Annotated in this window: 17 protein-coding genes and 2 pseudogenes; 3 read left to right on the forward strand and 16 right to left on the reverse strand. The window is 61.7% G+C overall.

Features of this window, described 5'->3' with window-relative positions; genetic code table 11:
* Window positions 1-5: 5 nt before the first annotated feature.
* From AF337_RS00780 to AF337_RS00790, 3 genes are all read right to left on the reverse strand, one after another.
* Window positions 6-941: a carbohydrate ABC transporter permease gene (locus AF337_RS00780; RefSeq protein ID WP_049730623.1), complete on the reverse strand. Its 936-nt coding sequence runs from the start codon at window positions 939-941 to the stop codon at window positions 6-8.
* 140 nt (window positions 942-1,081) lie between these two features.
* Window positions 1,082-2,317, reverse strand: coding sequence for an ABC transporter substrate-binding protein (locus AF337_RS00785; protein WP_049730784.1), 1,236 nt, complete (start codon window positions 2,315-2,317; stop codon window positions 1,082-1,084).
* Window positions 2,318-2,376: 59 nt separating this feature from the next.
* Window positions 2,377-3,441 (reverse strand): ABC transporter ATP-binding protein, encoded by a 1,065-nt coding sequence (locus AF337_RS00790; RefSeq protein ID WP_049730624.1) that lies wholly within the window; start codon window positions 3,439-3,441, stop codon window positions 2,377-2,379.
* A gap of 264 nt (window positions 3,442-3,705) precedes the next feature.
* Between AF337_RS00790 and AF337_RS00795 the strand changes: the two genes are divergently transcribed.
* Both AF337_RS00795 and AF337_RS00800 read left to right on the forward strand, forming a co-directional pair.
* Complete coding sequence (locus AF337_RS00795; protein ID WP_049730625.1) at window positions 3,706-4,755, forward strand: LacI family DNA-binding transcriptional regulator; 1,050 nt, start codon at window positions 3,706-3,708, stop codon at window positions 4,753-4,755.
* A gap of 185 nt (window positions 4,756-4,940) precedes the next feature.
* Window positions 4,941-5,999, forward strand: coding sequence for an LLM class flavin-dependent oxidoreductase (locus tag AF337_RS00800; protein ID WP_049730785.1), 1,059 nt, complete (start codon window positions 4,941-4,943; stop codon window positions 5,997-5,999).
* Between the two features lie 401 nt (window positions 6,000-6,400).
* On the opposite strand, the gene AF337_RS00805 is transcribed toward AF337_RS00800, so the two are convergent.
* From AF337_RS00805 to AF337_RS00855, 11 genes and pseudogenes are all read right to left on the reverse strand, one after another.
* Complete coding sequence (locus AF337_RS00805; RefSeq protein WP_049730626.1) at window positions 6,401-6,712, reverse strand: hypothetical protein; 312 nt, start codon at window positions 6,710-6,712, stop codon at window positions 6,401-6,403.
* Window positions 6,713-6,804: 92 nt separating this feature from the next.
* Entirely contained in the window at window positions 6,805-7,158 is a 354-nt protein-coding gene (locus tag AF337_RS00810; RefSeq protein ID WP_049730627.1) for a hypothetical protein, read from the reverse strand.
* A 63-nt stretch (window positions 7,159-7,221) separates the two neighbouring features.
* Window positions 7,222-8,259, reverse strand: a complete 1,038-nt coding sequence (locus tag AF337_RS00815; RefSeq protein WP_049730628.1) for a proline racemase family protein — start codon at window positions 8,257-8,259, stop codon at window positions 7,222-7,224.
* Between the two features lie 53 nt (window positions 8,260-8,312).
* Window positions 8,313-9,562 (reverse strand): annotated as a pseudogene (locus AF337_RS00820) (NAD(P)/FAD-dependent oxidoreductase).
* A gap of 82 nt (window positions 9,563-9,644) precedes the next feature.
* Entirely contained in the window at window positions 9,645-10,922 is a 1,278-nt protein-coding gene (locus AF337_RS00825; RefSeq protein WP_049730629.1) for an alpha/beta hydrolase, read from the reverse strand.
* Window positions 10,923-11,491: 569 nt separating this feature from the next.
* Entirely contained in the window at window positions 11,492-12,373 is an 882-nt protein-coding gene (locus AF337_RS00830) for an aldo/keto reductase (protein WP_049730630.1), read from the reverse strand.
* A gap of 238 nt (window positions 12,374-12,611) precedes the next feature.
* The gene (locus tag AF337_RS00835) at window positions 12,612-13,247 is read right to left on the reverse strand and encodes a TetR family transcriptional regulator (protein ID WP_049730631.1); all 636 of its coding nucleotides are present in this window, start codon (window positions 13,245-13,247) and stop codon (window positions 12,612-12,614) included.
* A 19-nt stretch (window positions 13,248-13,266) separates the two neighbouring features.
* A complete protein-coding gene (locus AF337_RS00840) occupies window positions 13,267-13,938 on the reverse strand; it encodes a class I SAM-dependent methyltransferase (protein WP_049730786.1) in 672 nt (223 codons plus the stop codon).
* A gap of 283 nt (window positions 13,939-14,221) precedes the next feature.
* Window positions 14,222-14,521 (reverse strand): hypothetical protein, encoded by a 300-nt coding sequence (locus AF337_RS00845; protein WP_049730632.1) that lies wholly within the window; start codon window positions 14,519-14,521, stop codon window positions 14,222-14,224.
* A gap of 155 nt (window positions 14,522-14,676) precedes the next feature.
* Complete coding sequence (locus tag AF337_RS00850) at window positions 14,677-15,048, reverse strand: hypothetical protein (protein ID WP_049730633.1); 372 nt, start codon at window positions 15,046-15,048, stop codon at window positions 14,677-14,679.
* A 191-nt stretch (window positions 15,049-15,239) separates the two neighbouring features.
* Window positions 15,240-15,560: a hypothetical protein gene (locus AF337_RS00855; protein WP_049730634.1), complete on the reverse strand. Its 321-nt coding sequence runs from the start codon at window positions 15,558-15,560 to the stop codon at window positions 15,240-15,242.
* A gap of 164 nt (window positions 15,561-15,724) precedes the next feature.
* Here AF337_RS00855 and AF337_RS00860 point away from each other — a divergent pair, with 164 nt between their 5' ends.
* A complete protein-coding gene (locus AF337_RS00860; RefSeq protein ID WP_049730635.1) occupies window positions 15,725-16,474 on the forward strand; it encodes a class I SAM-dependent methyltransferase in 750 nt (249 codons plus the stop codon).
* 30 nt (window positions 16,475-16,504) lie between these two features.
* On the opposite strand, the pseudogene AF337_RS46165 reads toward AF337_RS00860, so the two are convergent.
* Window positions 16,505-17,094: pseudogene (locus AF337_RS46165) on the reverse strand (hypothetical protein).
* Entirely contained in the window at window positions 17,094-17,225 is a 132-nt protein-coding gene (locus AF337_RS46170) for a hypothetical protein (protein ID WP_342028396.1), read from the reverse strand. The pseudogene AF337_RS46165 and the gene AF337_RS46170 overlap by 1 nt, the downstream one beginning before the upstream one ends.
* Window positions 17,226-17,263: the final 38 nt, after the last annotated feature.

The raw sequence follows: 17,263 nt of genomic DNA on the forward strand, positions 1-17,263 counted from the left end.
GGATGCTACTCCTTGGTCCGGATCATGCGGAGATAGACGGCCGTCACGCACATCGACAGCGCGAACATCACGACGGCCAGCGCCGATCCATAGCCGAGATCGAGGAAGGACACGGTGTTCTGGTGGATGTACATGGCAAGCGTCGCGGTGGATGTGCCCGGCCCGCCGCCCGTCATCATGTAGGGGATGTCGAAGGTCTGCAGCGCGGTGATGGTGCGGAAGATCAGCGCCACGACGATCGAAGGCTTCAGCAGCGGCAGGGTGATTTCGAAGAACTGGCGCAGCCGTCCGGCGCCATCCACGTCCGCCGCCTCGTAAAGCGAGCGCGGAATGGTCTGCAGACCGGCCAGAATGATCAGCGCCATGAAGGACGATGTCTTCCAGACGATCGTCAGACAGATGGCGGCGAAGGCCCAGTTCGGCGAGTTGAACCAGATGATCCCCTCGAAGCCGAGGCGGTTCAGCACATCGTTGACGACGCCATATTCCGAGTGGAAAAACCACGCAAAGATCAATCCGGCAAAGGAAAGCGGCAAGGCCCAGGGAATAAGCAGCGACAACCGCACGGGCCACTGCGTCCGGAAGGGGAGGTTGGCGAGCAACGCGAGTGAAAGCCCGACCAAAAGTGCGCCCGGCACGGTGATCAGAGTGATCAGGATCGTATTCCAGGTGGTCTCCCAGAAGACCGGATCGTCGATCATCAGGCGGTAGTTATCCAGCCCGGCGAATTCCGCCGGCAGGCCTGAGGTGAGCGATAGGTTGAAGAAGCTCGTATAGATCAGCCGACAGACCGGATAGACGATGATCAATGCCAGAAGAAGACCGGCCGGTGCGAGGAGCAAAACGGCAAGAGCACGGTCGCTGAGATCGAGCCAACGAGTCCAGACCGCCGGCTGATGCTCGCGCGTATCCGTCGCCTTAAGTGTGGTTGTCGTCGCCATGGTCTCGTTCCGAAACGTTGAGAGGCTTGGAGGGCAAGGTCGATCCCTCGCCCGCAACCGGACGCTGCTCGTCCGCCTCTTGAGAAGATCTCCCCTCCCCGGAGGAGAGGGAGGGGAATGCGCAAGGAGCTAAGGGCTCCTCACCGCAGAATGCGTTTCAAGCGTGCGCCGATCTGATCGGCACCGTCTTCCGGCGTCGTCACGCCGGCAAGAACGGCGTTGACCGTGGTGCGGATGACTTCACTCACTTCGTTGTAGCGCGGCGTCACCGGGCGCGGCTTGGCGGTCTCAACCACCTGCAGCGCATCGGCAAACCACGGCGCGCTCTTCGTCACCTCGGCGTCCTGATAAAGACCGGCATAGGTCGGCAGCAGCGAGCCGTTGATTGCCATGAACTTTGAAACATCCTCGGATGACAGGTACTCGACCAGCTTCTTTGCTTCGTCCTGATGCTGCGAATAGGCGGAAACGCCCCATTCCCAGCCGCCGAGGCAGGTTGCCTGCTCGCCGCCGGTCATGGCCGGCAGACGGGCAACGCCGACCTTGCCGGCAACGGCGGAATCCTTGCCCTGAGCCTGAGCCCAGGCATAGGACCAGTTGACGGCGAAGATAACATTGCCAGCCTGGAATTCCTTCCGCGTGTCGTCGGTGCCGACTTCGGCGATGTTCTTCTTGGCAATGCCCTCATCGGCAAAACCTTTCCAGAGACTGAGCGATTTGATCGCCGCGTCGCGATCGAAGGTCAGGCGACCCTTGTCGGTCAGCATCTTGCCCTGGCTCCAATAGGGCAGCAGGAAGGTGCAAACGGCGCCTTCGATCGCCTTGCCCTGGAAGGACAGGCCCTGGAGATCGGCGTTGCCTTCGCCTTCGGCGATCTTCTTGGCGGCAACTTTCAGCTCGTCCCAGGTCTTGGGCGGCGCGATACCGTATTTTTCCAGAAGGTCCTTGCGATAGTAGAGGAACTGCGAATCCGCGAAGGCGGGCAGCGCGATCACCTTGCCATCGACCGTGTTGGCGCCCGCATAGGCCGGCAGATAGGAGGACATGTCCTTGCCGGCGAAATCGCTGGTCCAGCCGGCAGCCGCAAACTGCGCCGGGCGGATGACGTCGAGGATCAGAACGTCGAGAGAGGTATCCTTGGCCGACATCACGGTGTTGAGATACTGCGCCTGAGCTTCGGACGTATTGCCGCCGGTCTCGATCTTGACCTTCACATCCGGATTGGCGGCTTCATATTTGTCGAGCGCCTTGCGCCAGACGTCCGGCTGGTGCTGGCTGGAGATGTAGATGTTCAGCGCCGTCTCGGCCGAAGCCGACATCGCGAAGGCCAGCATCGCGCCGCAGAGCAATGCACCGGTTAATTTCGAAAACGTCATGATTTCCTCCCGTTTGATGTTTGGTCGCGCGATGCTGGCATCCTCCCCGCGCAGGGTCGTCAATGGACGGCGCGTTCCGTTGCGGCGTCAAAAAGATGAATTTTCGCGGGGTCCACCCCGATCTTCAGCGTTTCGCCGGCCTTGACCCGCGTCTCCGGCGGCATCCGGGCCGTCAGGGTCTCGCTGCCGACGGCGAAATGGACAAGCGTATCGGAGCCGAGCGGCTCGACGACCTGAACGTGACAGGTCAGGGCAACGTCTGACGCGTTCGCCGCAAAATGCTCCGGACGTATCCCGACGACGAATTCGCGGCCATCGACCGCGGGGACCTGCATCGCCGACAGCGGCAGGCGGTCCCCATTGGCAAATACCAGATGGCCGCCATCGGCCTTTGCCTTGGCAAAATTCATCGCCGGCGACCCGACAAAGCCGCCGACGAAGACGCTGGCCGGGCGATTATAGACCTCGTCCGGCGTTCCGACCTGCTCGATCTCGCCGCCGCGCAGGATGACGATCCGGTCGGCCAGCGTCATCGCCTCGACCTGGTCATGGGTGACGTAGATGATCGTCGTGCCGATCGCCTGATGCAGTTTCTTGATTTCGGTGCGGACCTGACCGCGCAATTTCGCGTCCAGATTGGACAGCGGCTCATCGAAGAGGAACACCTGCGGACGGCGCACGATAGCGCGGCCCATGGCGACGCGCTGGCGCTGGCCGCCGGACAACTGGCCGGGCCGGCGATCGAGCAGATGGGATATGCCGAGCATGTTGGCGGCCTCGTCCACCCGCACCGCCGCTTCTCCGGCGTTGATGCCCCGCACCTTCAGGCTGAAGCCCATATTCTCCCGAACCGTCTTGTGCGGATAGAGCGCATAGTCCTGAAAGACCATGGCGATATCCCGTTCACGCGGCGCCAGCCGGTTGACGACACGGTCACCGATCCTGACCTCGCCGCCGGTGATCGTCTCCAGCCCGGCAACCATGCGCAGGGTCGTCGATTTGCCGCAGCCCGAAGGACCAACGAAGACCACGAACTCACCGTCGGCGATCTCCAGATCGATGCCCTTGACGATCCGAAGGGCACCATAACTCTTGTCCAGCGCCCGCAGGCTCACTCCCGCCATTCAAACCTCCCGGAGACGGAACTTCATCCCATGCCCATCCTTACGTCTCGCTGCAATAATAGCGCTACGATTTTCTTTTTGCAAGCCCGTCTATTGAGAATCGCCACGGGCGAATGCAGGCAAACCAAGCCCGGCATCGCGAATTTGCCGACTTATCGAGTTTTATCAGGCAAATGGCGTATTTCCCGTCAATGGGAATTGTTCAATGGCGGCCTATGGGTTATTATGCGTTTAAATAATAGCGCTATTATATTGACGGGATAAATGGTGGATACTCGACGCTCCGCGAAGCCGACCCGAAAACGCCGCAAGATGCAGCGGGTGACGATGATGGATGTCGCGGCACGGGCCGAGGTCTCGCCTTCGACCGTCTCGCTTTATCTGCGCAAGCCGGACGCCGTATCGGCGTCGGCCAGCGAGGCGATCGCGCAATCCATCGAGGCTCTCAATTATGTCCCGAACCTGATGGCCGGGGGGCTCGCCGCCGCCTCTTCGCGCGCCGTCAGCATCATCGTGCCATCGGTACGCAATGCCTTTTTTGCCGAAACGGTTGCAACCATGCAGGCCGAACTGGGCAAGGAGCGGCTGCAGGTGCTGCTCGGCCACACCGAATACAGCGAGCGCGAGGAGGAAAACCTCGTGCGCATGGCCTTATCCTGGGCGCCGGCGGCAATCGTGCTGACGGGGCTGAGCCACAGCAATGCGACTAGGAAGCTGCTGCGCGAAAGCAATGTGCCGGTGGTCGAAATCTGGGAGCTCGGCTCCGAGCCTATCGAGATGGCGGTCGGTTTCCACCACGAACAGGTCGGCCGCTCGATGGCCGCGCACCTGATCCAACGAAATCGCCGCAACCTCGTCTTTCTTGGCGCCCGTCTGCAAGAAGACAAAAGAGCGACGCACCGCGCCGAGGGATTTGTAGAGGAAGCTCGCAAAACCTCGGGTGCTACCGTCGATATCATCCAGCATCCGGCACCGTCGAGCGCCGAAGTCGGCGCCATGCTGCTTGGCGAAACCATGCGGAAATTTCCACAGGTGGATGGCATTGCCTGCTCCAACGATCACGTGGCACTCGGCGTAATTTTTGAATGCCAGCGGCTCGGAATCGACATTCCCGGACAGCTTTCGGTGATCGGCTTCGGCGATCTCAGCTTCAGCGCCGCCTCGAATCCTTCGCTCACCACCATCCGCCCGCCGGGAGATCTGATCGGCACCGAGGCTGCGCGCCTGATCCTTGAGCGCATAGCCGACAGCGGCGAAAGAAAGCCGACGGTCATCGATACCCGTTTCACGCTGCTTCATCGGCAAAGCAGCTGATCGAAGACAAACTGCCGCACACGGCACGCCGCTTCGAAAATTGATCTACCAAACAGGGAAAGGACAAAAGTGCCGCTCCTTCCTTCCACAGGCAACGGCTGCTACCAGAGACACTTGCGCCAGAGCCGGGCCGATAGTGAAATGCCGTGCGCGATCGCGCCGACGAGACCGGAGAAACCCACAACATGACCACCGCCTGCGAAGTCAGCTGGTTTTCCGCCCTGTGCGACGACGATTATGAATTCCTCGGCTGTCCCGATCCACGGCTCCTATCGAGCTTCGAACACTGCCGCGATATCGTCCTGCAGGCCGAAAGCGGCGGCTTCGACAATATTCTGCTTCCGTCCGGCTACGCGCTGGGCATCGACACGACGGCGTTTGCCTCGGCGATGGCGACGCTGACCCGCCGGATCAAACTCCTGATGGCAGTTCGCATTGGTGAAAACTGGCCGGCGCAGCTGGCCCGCCAGATCGCCACCATCGACCGCATCGCCCATGGCCGCCTCTCGGTCAACATCATCTCCAGCGAGATGCCGGGAGAAACCCTTGCGAGCGGCCCGCGCTATGCCCGCACCATCGAAGCCATGTCGATCCTGCGCACGCTGCTTGACGGAAAGCCGCTTGATCACGACGGCACCTTCTGGAAGCTGAAGATCGATCCGCCGCGGATCGCTCCGCTGTCGGGACGCTGCCCGCAATTCTATTTCGGCGGCCTATCCGAGGATGCCCGGCAAGCAGCAGCGGAAGGTGCCGACGTCTATCTGATGTGGCCGGACCGGATGGAAGCCGTCCGCGAGACGATCGCCGATCTTCGCAGCCGGGCACAGAAGCGTGGCCGGGCGCTGCGCTTCGGTTACCGCGTGCATGTCGTCGTTCGCGAAACCGAATCTGAGGCACGACTTGCCGCCGACCGGCTGCTGTCGAAACTCGATGACGCCACGGGTGCAGCCATCCGGGCGAAATCACTCGACAGCCAGTCCGTCGGCGTCAGGCGCCAAACCGAGTTGCGCGATCAGGCCGGCAGTGAAGGTTATGTCGAGGACAACCTCTGGACGGGTATCGGCCGCGCCCGCTCCGGCTGCGGTGCTGCGATTGTCGGCGATCCCGACCAGGTTCTGGCAAAATTGCAGGCATATCGCGCGGAAGGGATCGAAGCTTTCATTCTCTCGGGGTATCCGCACACCACCGAGGCCGATCTTTTCGCCCGTCTTGTTTTGCCACGGCTGGATCATGGGCCGCTTTGACAAGAGGGGTGGAAACTTGCTTGCCTTGGCGGGATATGAACCGAAGATGTGATGCGACGCGTTTTTAGAACAGGGATGCCAGTCGAAAACCGCTTCCGCACAATCGGCACCAGGATTTTGCAACGCTGCTGACGGGACGATCCGCCCGGAACGCCTGCGTTCAAGAATCCTTTACACTGACGCAGCAAGGAGCAGCGTAGCGGCGTGTCCTTCGAGGCTTCAGCCTTCAGCTTGCGCACCTTCAGGATGAGGGACGTTGGGTGCCGCGGTTTTACCCCGTCTCGGTCGTCGTCGTTGGAACCCCGATGACCTCCCAAGCGGCAAGCCCGACATTCAAGAGAGCCTCATCCTGAGGTGCCCCGCAGGGGCCTCGAAGGACGAGGCGGGCCTGCGCACAGTTGTCAGACTTCCACCCGCTCGAACTGACACGAGAACTTGACATTGTAAGCACAAAAGTCGCCTTCGGGGGTGATCACCAATCCAGTGATGTTCGCGCGCTGGAAGCTGTCCTCCTCGGTCTCATTGTCGATGTTGAGCGTTACCGTCAGAGCACCGTCTTCTGATTCAATCACCTTGTAATCATCGACTACCAACTGCCCAAAGCAGATGATTTCGCCGCCCTGGACGATCAGTTCCGCGCTATGCTCTTCCACATCCCTCCAGCGGCCCTGCATGTCTTCTGGCAGCGGCGCGGCGCGTCCGAGGCGTTCCATTCAGCTCTCTCCATCAATTTCGACATATGATCCTGAGCCCAGCGAGATTGCCGCGGCCGGAGCGTCTTTCTGCTTGGTAACTTTCAGTCAAGCTAAGAGAACGTTCTCGTAACGACGATCTTCCCGACGATCGCCGCGTTGAATTGATCCATCTCTTCCGCCGGTATCCAATATTCGAGATGCGCGCGACCGCCCGCCTCCTGAACAGCATGCCGGTCAAGATAGTCCTTTCTCACCTGAAATTCCGTCACGAAACCTGACCCGCTCCTCGGCACATTCCAGTCGCGTGCGATCTTGACTGCATAATCTTCGGACAGCACCGGATAAAAGATCGGCTGATCTGGCAGGCGTGGCGGAAACCCGCGCATGTCGCGCTCGCGGATCAGCATCAATTCCTCAGGTCCGACCGGGCGCCAGAGGGTTACGGTCTCGATATCTTCGTTCATCCTGTTTTCTCCCCTGCAACCAAACGCTGTCTTGACCGGCAAGGCTTACCACAGCCTGTACGCTCAAATCTCCCCCGCCGACGGCCCCCAGACATCCGTCAGCGCAAAGCCTGCGGGATGCGGGTCGAAGGGGTCGAGGGCGACCTGGGTCATGCCGAAGGTGAAGCCGCGGCCGGTGATGGTGGGGATGACGGCGGGGCGGCCGGCGACCTTGGTCACCGCCTGCAGCCCGACCTCGAACTGCGAGCCGATGATCGATTTCGAGGTGAAGACGTCGCCGACCTTGGCCCTGCCGCGGGCATGAAGCGCGGCGAGATTGGCGGAATTGCCGGTGCCGCAGGGCGAGCGGTCGGCCCGGCCCGGCCACATGGTGGTGCAGGTGCGCACCGTGCCGTCGGCCTCGGTATCGCGAAACATCACATAGGCGATGCCCGAGATCGCCGGGATCTCCGGATGGACGACCTTGATATCGCGGTTGATCAGTTCTTTCAGGATCATGCCGGCCTGGACCAGACCGGCGGCATTGGCCTTCTCGATCTTGAGATTGATCTGGCCGACATCGACAAGCGCATAGAATATGCCGCCATAGCAGAGATCGGCCTTGATCCTGCCCCAATGCGGCGTGTCGATCTCGACGTCGAGCTGATGCACGAAGGACGGCACCATGGTGAGCTTGACCTTCTCGCAGCGCCCGTCGCGGCAGGTTGCCGTCGCCTTGACGAGGCCGGCCGCGGTTTCGAGCGTCACCACCGTCTCCGGCTCCTGCATCTCGACGATGCCGGCTTCGAGCAGCGCCGTCGTTACGCAGATCGAATTCGAGCCGGAGCTGGCATGCGCCTGATCCGGTTGCAGGATGATGAAGGCGGCATCCGCGTCGGGATGTCTTGCCGGCAGCAGCAGGTTGACCGAGCCGATCGGTGCGCCGCGCGGCTCCAGGCAGAGGAAGCGGCGCAGCTCGTCGCCCTTCGGATCGGTGTTCAGCCAATGCAGCTGGGCGGCGATGGTGTCGCCGGGGATTTTCGGCACGCCGCCGATCGCGACGCGGCCGATTTCGCCTTCGGCATGAACATCCAGCAGCTGGATCGTGCGCTTCCATCTCATAGAAGAAACTCCGGTTCAGAGGTGACGGGCGACGCCGCCATCGACAGTAAATCCTAATATCGGTCTATGCGGAACGGGGCGATGTCGAGGGACGGTTCGAGCCCGGTCACCATATCGCCGATCAGCCGCGCTGTCGTTGCGGCATAGGTCAGGCCGAGATGGCCGTGGCCGGTCGCGTAGAAAACACCGGGCATCTTCGAGGAGGGCGAAATGATCGGGATGGTATCGGGCAGCGCCGGGCGGTGGCCCATCCAGTCCGTCGCCTCTTCGAGCTTCAGCCCGGGCAGCGCGCGTTGGGCGTGGCGCACCAGCACCCGCGGGCGGCGGAAATCCGGCGCCGCATCGAGCCCGGCGAGTTCGACATTGCCGCCGACACGGATGCCGCCTGCCGTCGGCGTCACCATGAAGGCGCGCGCCGGCCAGATCATCGAATAGCGCATGGAGATGCCCGGCTTCATGATCTGCGTGTGATAGCCGCGCTCGGTTTCAAGCGGGATCGGCTCGCCGAGCTTTTCGGCCAGAAAACGGGTGTGGACACCGGCGGCGAGCACGACGGAATCGGCCTCGACGCGGCCGCCCTCTTCCAAGAGAACGACAACGGTGCCATCACCCTTGCGCTCGATGTTCCTGACCGCGCCGGAGACAAAGGCCGCGCCCGCGGCTTTGGCCGCCTCGGCCAGTTTGACCACCAGTCTATAGGGATCGCGGATCGACTTGTTGTCGGGCAGCAGCACCGCCTTGGCGATGGTAGGCGAAAGCGCCGGCTCATAATATTGGATGGCGCCGTTGCTCAACACCTCGAACTCGAGACCGTAGCGCTGCATCATGGCGATATGCCGCGGTCGGCGGCAAATTCCGCCTCGGTCTCGTAGATCGCCAGACACCCCTCTTCCGTCATCATCTCGGGCGCGCCGATCGCCTCGAGCATCTGCCTGAAATCGCCGAGCGCCTGTTGCGACAGGCTCATACCGGCATCCTCGATCTCTCTCAGGCGCGACGGGCGGCCGGCGGCAAGGAAACGCAGGAACCAGGGCAGAATCTTTGCCGCATAGGAGGGCCGCAGCCAGACCGGACCTTCCGGATCGAGCAGCCAGCCCGGCATTTTCCTCCAGGTCGAAGGGCCGGAACCGGCGGCGAAATCGAGAGCGATGCTTGCCATATTGCCGAATGAGGTGCCGCGTCCCGGCTCGCCCTTGTCGACCAGCGTCACCGCAAACCCGCGCCGCTGCAGTTCGAAGGCGATCGAGGCGCCGATCACGCCTGCGCCGACGACAACCACCCTCTTCTTCGTCTCATCCGCCATGCATCAACCCATCCAGACGGCAGACAGAATTTGCCGTTCGTCACTCTGATATATCAGATCGGTGGTGATGCCTATGGAATTTTTACTGGCTTTCCGGCAGGCTTGCGCCGACGCTGTCGCCGACCGAACCGACGGTATTGTCCATCGACTGGCCGAGACGCTTCAGCTGGGCGTCGTAATTGCGCCTTGTGCGCGGATCGAAGATGGCGATCGGCGTGCTGACGGCGACGCTGACGGCACTTCCGGCCGTCTGGGCAGCGCCCATCGCCACCGCGCCGACGGCCTCTCCGAGACCGACATTGGAATCGGTGATCGTCTGGCCGGCAATCAGCCGGTCGCCGATCAGCTTCACCACTTCGGGGCTTTCAGCGAATTTGCCATGGTTCAGCCGGTCGCCGCCCTTGAGCTTGGTGAGATCGAGCACGGTGATGCCGGCCGCCTCCAGCTTGCTGCGATAGGGTTCGGCGGAGGGATCGATCTGGCCGAGGCGATCGACATTGCCCGAGATGCGCCGCGACAACGCCAGCGCCCGATCATCCCTGGAGACGAAGATGGTGAAATGCGGCTTGTCCTTGCCGAGGCTGACGAACTGGCGGCCGAAGACGTCGACATCGAGATCCGGCGAGGCGAGGATGACATTGTTGATCTTCGACGCGACGTGGCCGTTGCGGATCGCCATCTGCCTGAGCGCTTCGACGGTCAGCCAAGTGCCCATCGAATGCGCCATGATGGTGACGTCGCTGACGGCGGGATTGGCGGCGGTGCGGGCCAGCAGCTCCTCCAGCGCATCGCGGGAATAATTGGTGCTTTCCTTGTCGTAATTGTAATCGAAGATGCTGGCGCGCGAGGGCCAGGTGAAGACGACGGGGGCGACGTCGGCATGCGAATCATGGACGATCTGCGCGAAGCGGTAGACGGCATCCTCATAACGATTGTTGAAGCCGTGCACGAAGACCAGCACCCGCCGGCTTTTAGGCATATGGCCCTTCAGCCAGGTCTCGCCCGCCCGCTCGCCTTCGAGCGGATCGACGGACACGGTGACGAAATCGCGCAAGGGATCGGCCGGCAACCGCCTTGGCCATTGCACCTGGCCGACCTTGCGATTGGCCTCCGGCGGGATGGAGACATCGACGGCATTGACGGTCAGCCCGGTGCCGCGTTCACCTGAGAAAAGCACTGCGGGATTATCATCGGCAGCGCGCGTCGTCGCGACAAGAAGATCGACCTTCGAGGTGCCGGGTGGCACGCTGCCGGCCGCCTGCATGACGCCGACCGGCCTGCCGCCGCAGCCGGCAAGCGTAAACGCCGCCAGCAGAAGACCTGTCAGAGCCGCCCGCGGGCCGCGCCATTTGCCGATCATGATCAAACTCCAACCGGTTCGCGCACCGACAGGCGGCGCCCGTTCAAATAGGCTGACGATACGTGCCGAGTCAAATTTGCGCGCGGCGGAGAGCTTGAATGGGAAAACGAAAAGAGCCTGGCGCGGGAGGAGGTGCGCCAGGCTCTTGATCCTGACTGACAACTGGGAGGAGGAGTGTTGTCAGTCCGATGTAAGAGCGCTGGGAGGAGGAGTGCGCTGCTTACGAAGATAGTGATACCCCATTCATTTGATCGGGAATAGCGAAAATACCGCAATGCAGCAATGCGTTGAGCGCAAGGCTTGCCCTGAAATTAACAGGGTGCCGCCTTATTTTTTAGCATGTTTGACCAGGTGGTCAAAATTGTGCTGAAAAATGCGTCTCAGTTCAGAGACCGCCACCAGCCCCTCATCCGCCTGCCGGCACCTTCTCCCCGCTTGCGGGGCGAAGGGGATATGCCGCAACCTCTCCGTCCCTCACCAACGTCTCGCGGGGCACGTCCCCTCGCCCCGTTTACGGGGAGAGGGTTAGGGTGAGGGGCAGCTTATGGGGTACAGCCCGGGCAGATCCCTCACGCCGCCTTAAACACCTTCCGGCCCTCGGCATCGAGCGCCGAGAATTCCTCGTCCGACAGGGTGATATCGACGGCCGCGACGTTTTCTTCGAGGTGCTTGACCTTGGAGGTGCCGGGGATCGGCAGCATGACCGGGCTGCGTTTCAGCACCCAGGCGAGCGCGATCTGGCTCGGTGCGGCATTGTGCTTTTTGGCGATCGTATCGAGCAAGGAGCCCGGTTTGGCGAGATCGCCGGCAGCCAGCGGGAACCAGGGGATGAAGCCGATATTGTGTTTGGCGCAATAGTCGAGCACCTCCTCGCTGGTGCGATCGACGAGATTGTAGCGGTTCTGGACGGTGGCGACCTTGAAGTGTTTCGACGCCGCCTCGATGTCGGCGACGGAGACTTCGCTTAAGCCCGCATGGCGGATGAGGCCGGCATCGAGCAGCGATTTGATCGCATCGAATTGCTCCTTGGCCGGCACCTTCGGATCGATGCGGTGCAGTTGCCAGAGATCGATCTGCTCGAGCCCCAGGTTGCGCAGGCTCTTATGCGCCTGCTGGATCAGATATTCCGGGCGGCCGACCGGCAGCCAGATATCGGGGCCGTGGCGGGTCAGGCCGCCCTTGGTGGCGACGACGGATTTGCCGCCATAGGGATGCAGTGCCTCCTTGATCAGCCATTCGGAAATATCGGGGCCATAGGAATCGGCGGTGTCGATGAAGTTGACGCCGAGTTCCGGCAGGCGCCTCAGCGTGCGGATGGATTCGGCATGATCGTCTGGCTCGCCCCAGATGCCCTTGCCGGTGACACGCATGGCGCCGAAACCGAGACGGTTGACCGCGATCTCGCCGCCGATCTTGAAGGTGCCTGACTTGGCTGCGTTATGACTGGACATGATCTTTCCTCTCCTGGTCAATGAAATCGTTAAAGTCGGTGGAGCGTTCAGGTGCCGCCCGGTTCACCTGCCATGGCGGGGCCTGGCCGAAAGCGATGCGGGCATGGTGATGATCCGCTCATCGTGGGGATATTGAGAATGTGGCCGTTACGACGCTTGCACATATAGGAGGGCGCCGCGTCGACGGACAGGGACGGCGCTGAAAATGCCGCAGAGTGCGCGGGTTCATCGATACGCATCAACGCCCGGTCTTCGCCTCGCCGCCGAATTCCGCCAGGATCGTCCACAGTTCGGCGAGGATTTCATAGGCGAAATCCTGCGGCGCCGCACCCGGCGGGCGCTGCTGCCAGAGTTCGGCCCCGACGCGCAGCGCGCCAATGACGACCGCCGCAAGCACGCGCATGCGCGACCGCTCCTCCGGATCATTTCCCTTGCGCAGAAGCAGCGCCTCGGCGAGCTTCTGCTCCAGCCTGGCATATTTCAGCTGGTCGCGGGCCTTCAGGGCCGGCGTGCGATGGATGAGTTCGCTAAGCGCCAGGCCGCGCTCGTCGACGGAGGCAAGGACGGCGGCGGTGATCGCCGCCTTGACCACGGCCACCGAGGGTTCTTCTGCCGGCCTTGCGGCGATCTGCGCCATCAGCCGATCGGCGAAGCCATCCTGCCAGGCGAACACCACCTCGTCCTTGGAGGGGAAATAATCGAAGAAACTGCGTTTGGAGACGTCGGCCGCCTCGGTGATGTCCTCGATGGTCGTGGCCTCGAAACCGCGCTGGAGAAAGAGGGTCATCGCCGCCTGCTCGATGCGCTCGCGCGTCTGCCGCCGCTTGCGTTGCCGCCTGCCTTCCCCAGTCGCCGTCCGCTTGCTGTCAGCCATTTCAGCCCGGCATCATCGTTCAGCCGCCGGTTTCGTTGGAAAAGGCGGCGACATCGTCGAGTTCAGCGTCGCTCGCACGATAGCTGAAACGTTCGCGCGACAGCTCCAGCGGCTTGCGGCGGGAAATCCGGTAGACGGAGGCCGGAGGCAGGTTGCGCACCGTGCCGCCGATGCGCACCGCCTTCAGGCCGAGACGGTCGAGGATCGGCCGCGGCACCGGGCAGCGCGGGCCATAGGTAAACTGATAGACAGCCCCGCCCGGGCGCAGATAGACGAAAGCGCCGGCCAGGATCGAGGCGATCTTGCGCGGCGACATGGACAGAAGCGGCAGGCCGCTGACAACCGCACCGACCGGTTCGCCCTCGAAAATATCGGCGTGGGCGAGTTGGGCCGCATCCATCTGCAACACACGCGCCATCGGGAAACGCGCCTGCAGGGCGGTGATGAACTCCGGACCGTACTCGATCAGGGTCAGATCCGCCTCACTTACGCCGCGCGCCAGCAGCGCCCGGGTGAAGACGCCGGTGCCGGGACCGAGCTCGATGATCGGCCCGTCAAGGGCGGCAATTTCACTGGTCATGATCCTGGCAAGCGAGTCGCCGGATGGCGCGATCGCCGCGACGCGAAGCGGGTTGCTGATCCAGGAGCGGAAAAAATGCAGGAAATCGGAGCATGCGGCCTTTGCGGTCATGACTATCCCACCTGTCTGAAATTCGATTTGATTATGAAAAGCGACCATCGCGGCGAGCATGGCAATTCCAAGGCAGACACATCAAGCACCCGCCCGATCAAGCGATTGACACGAATTTTTCGGTTGAAACTCGATGTTTGTTTGTACTTATTGCATCTTTGCATTGGATGCAAGATTTACTGAAGATAACTGCGCCGGGACATGCCATCTCCGGCTGAGCGATATCCCACGGCAAAAAGGCGGCGCAAAGGCCGCCTTCAGACTCGCCAGCCGCCGAGGCTCGTCAGTAGTTGCAGCCGGAGCTGCTCGTCGGGTTGAAGCCGAGCTTGCAATCCATGTTGAGGGGCTTCTTCGGGTTCGTCATATAAGGTGTCGAGCCCATGCTTTCCGCGCGCTCGCCGATCGAACCGGTCGTGCGCCTGTCATGTTCGATCCTGGTTTCCTGCCGGACAACCAGACGCGCGGTTGCACGCTGCTCCGTCGCGCTCGACTGAAGCGGGGCTGCCGCGGCTGGAAAGGCCGCGAGGCCGAGGATCGCAGCGAGGGCCGCGGCGGTCAGGCCGGTCTTGAAGGTGATGGTCATAATCGTCTCCTTGGGAGGATTCAGGGACTTTATGCCCCGGAATTAGGAAGGCGATCTGTCACAATCTACGGCGCCAAAGCGGAGGTCACGGACATGTGAGCGGCCCCACGAATGGCGAAAGAGGCGGGTCATCGCCGCCTCTTTCATTTGCCGGCTCAATAGCCGTTGTCGCAGGGCATGCTGCCGGGACCGATCGATCCCGAAAACGTAGGGTTGCACATTTCCGGGGCTGCCGGTCTGTTCACCGGCTGGCGGACGATCGAGCCCGTGGTGCCGGCCTCGACGCCGAAGGCGGCAAGCGGATACCAGTAACCGTCGGAATGGCGGCGGGTGCCGGGGCGCTCGGTGCGGAAGCCCTGATAGCCATGCCAGGACCCGGCATGTGGTTTATATCGCACCATTTTTACGGCTTGGACATCGGGCGGCCGAACCGCCTGGATGGGTGCCGCCTGCGCTGGAGCGATCGATGCGAGGGCGAGAAAGGCACTGAGCGCCATGGTGGAAGGGACAAGTCTGGACATCTTCATGATAAACCCTCCTTCGTGGATTTACCTGATGAAAATGCCTTTCCCAACGGCGGAGTTCCCCGTTCACATGCAACTTCCAAAACTCGTGATTGCAGGCGATCCGGCGTGAGCAAATCGCCGAAAAACGTGAAAAGTCGCGAACGGCGGAAGGGCTCAAGCGGCGCTCGGGCGGAATTACGAATTCTCTGTTCTCAATTCGCGTATAATGTCCGGTAGCCCTGGCCGGAGAGGCAGGCGACATATTGCCGGTGGGCCGCGGCGCGCGCTATCGTTTCCGCCTCCAGCTCATCGGCCTCGGCATAGCCCGTCAGCTGGGCGCGCAGCTCATACTGTCTCCTCGCCTCACGATACATGGCATTGCCGTCGGTCATGCAAAGGCCGTGTGCAACAGCAGGCGGATTGACCGGTACGCCGACCGCCAGGAGCACCGGATCATTGGCATGGTCGATGCAGCCGGCAAGCGCCGTCATCATCGCAAGGACTGCCAGAGCCCGAAAAATTCGCACCATCATGCATTCCTCCGGCCGAACCGCCTCTGAGATCATCAGACCTGCGGGTACAGCAGGAAGGTTGCGCGAAACTAGGCAAACCGATGTCAAAAGTTTAAATATTGCTTAAATATTATATTAATGCTTACTTATGGCCGCAGACGCTAATCTCTCCGGGGAGGAAGATGATGGCTTCGCCGTGGGTAAACGACGCGCTGTCGCATGCGCAATCAGCGTTTTCCAGCAAGATCAACACTGATATTCTCGAGGTTGGCGGTGGCTCCCGCACCCATATCCCGTTGCAGGGAGCGAGATATACGGTTCTCGACATCTCGAAGGAGCAGCTCGAGAGGAACCGGGACGCTTGCGAGCGGATCCTCGGCGATGCGCAAACCATAGACTACGGAGATCGCCATTTCGACGCCTGTGTCTTCTGGGACGTCCTCGAGCATCTGGAAAGCCCGCGTGCCGCCTTGCTCAGAGCCCATGACACCCTGTCTCCCGGCGGCTTGGTCTTCGTCAAGGGCCCGATCCTGAATTCGGCCAAAGGGATCTTCACCGACCTTACGCCCTGGTGGACCCACGTCCTATTCTATCGCTACGTGCTGCGGCAGAAAAACGCTGGCAAACCGGGTTATGCCCCCTTCCGCGTCGAGCACGCTGCCGAGGCATCCCATTCGGAGATTGCCGGGACACTGAAGGAGCTCGGCATGGATATCGTCTTCGTCGGCGAATATGTGTCGACGCAGGTGCATGCGCTCAAGGACCGGATTCCCCCGCTTTATTGGCTCTATGAAGCCTTCGGCCTTCTGCTGCGCACAGTTTCGGCCGGAAGGATCGGCGGGCGGGAGACGGAGTTCCTGATCGTGGCAAAGTGCCTGCGTCCCCACCAAACTCTATATAGCACTTCGGAATCCCGAAATTGGCTGCGGCATTGAAATCCTTCACTCTTTCCTGAGGGTGACAGCTCACGAAACGCGGCGAATTTCGGGATCCCGAAGCGGTGGGATTTCGGGATCCCGAAGTGGCGTTTTTTTCTTCCGGCCGACACGCCCACGTTTATCGGCGGCAAGTTTGCGGTCGGTCTCGGACCATTTCCGGCACCTATCGGCCGTGCAGTGTTTCCACTCGTCGGTGGCCGGCGCACCTTCATGGTCACCGACGAATGTCAGCGTGAACCGGTTGGGATGCGCCACCCCGCTGCCTGCCCGGCCGCGGTGAACTTTGATCAGCCCCTTATATGCCAGCTCATCGAGCGCATCGGCGACATATTCGCCGGTGACGCCGTAGGACACGAACTGGGGATGGGTCACCACAAGTTTGCCGTTTTCAAGAGCGGCATGGGCGGTGTGCTCAATGACGATGCGGAAGAAGGCGCGCGGCAGGCATTGGCGCTCAATGTCGTGAATGCCGGCGATTCCAACAGCTGGATCGTCAGCCATTGCCAGCGGAGGCTGCCGTCATCGCTCCCGCCGGGCGGCGCGGTATGCTTGCGCACCATCGCCCGCGTCTTCCCGGCACTGGTGCGGCTCTTGTCGCGCGGGTTGAATTCCACCATCAGCCCCTCGCCGTCGTTGCCGGACGATCCTTCGGCAAGACGCCAGGCTTGCGAGGCCGGGAATTCTGCAGGCGGCGGCCGAAGCGCGTCCAGACGACCACCTCGACAACGGGAAAAAATTTGCTCGACATTCAGCATTCCATGGTTGCAATTGCATGCAACCTAGCGC

Source organism: Rhizobium ecuadorense (genome assembly GCF_001187535.1).
Classification (GTDB): domain Bacteria; phylum Pseudomonadota; class Alphaproteobacteria; order Rhizobiales; family Rhizobiaceae; genus Rhizobium; species Rhizobium ecuadorense.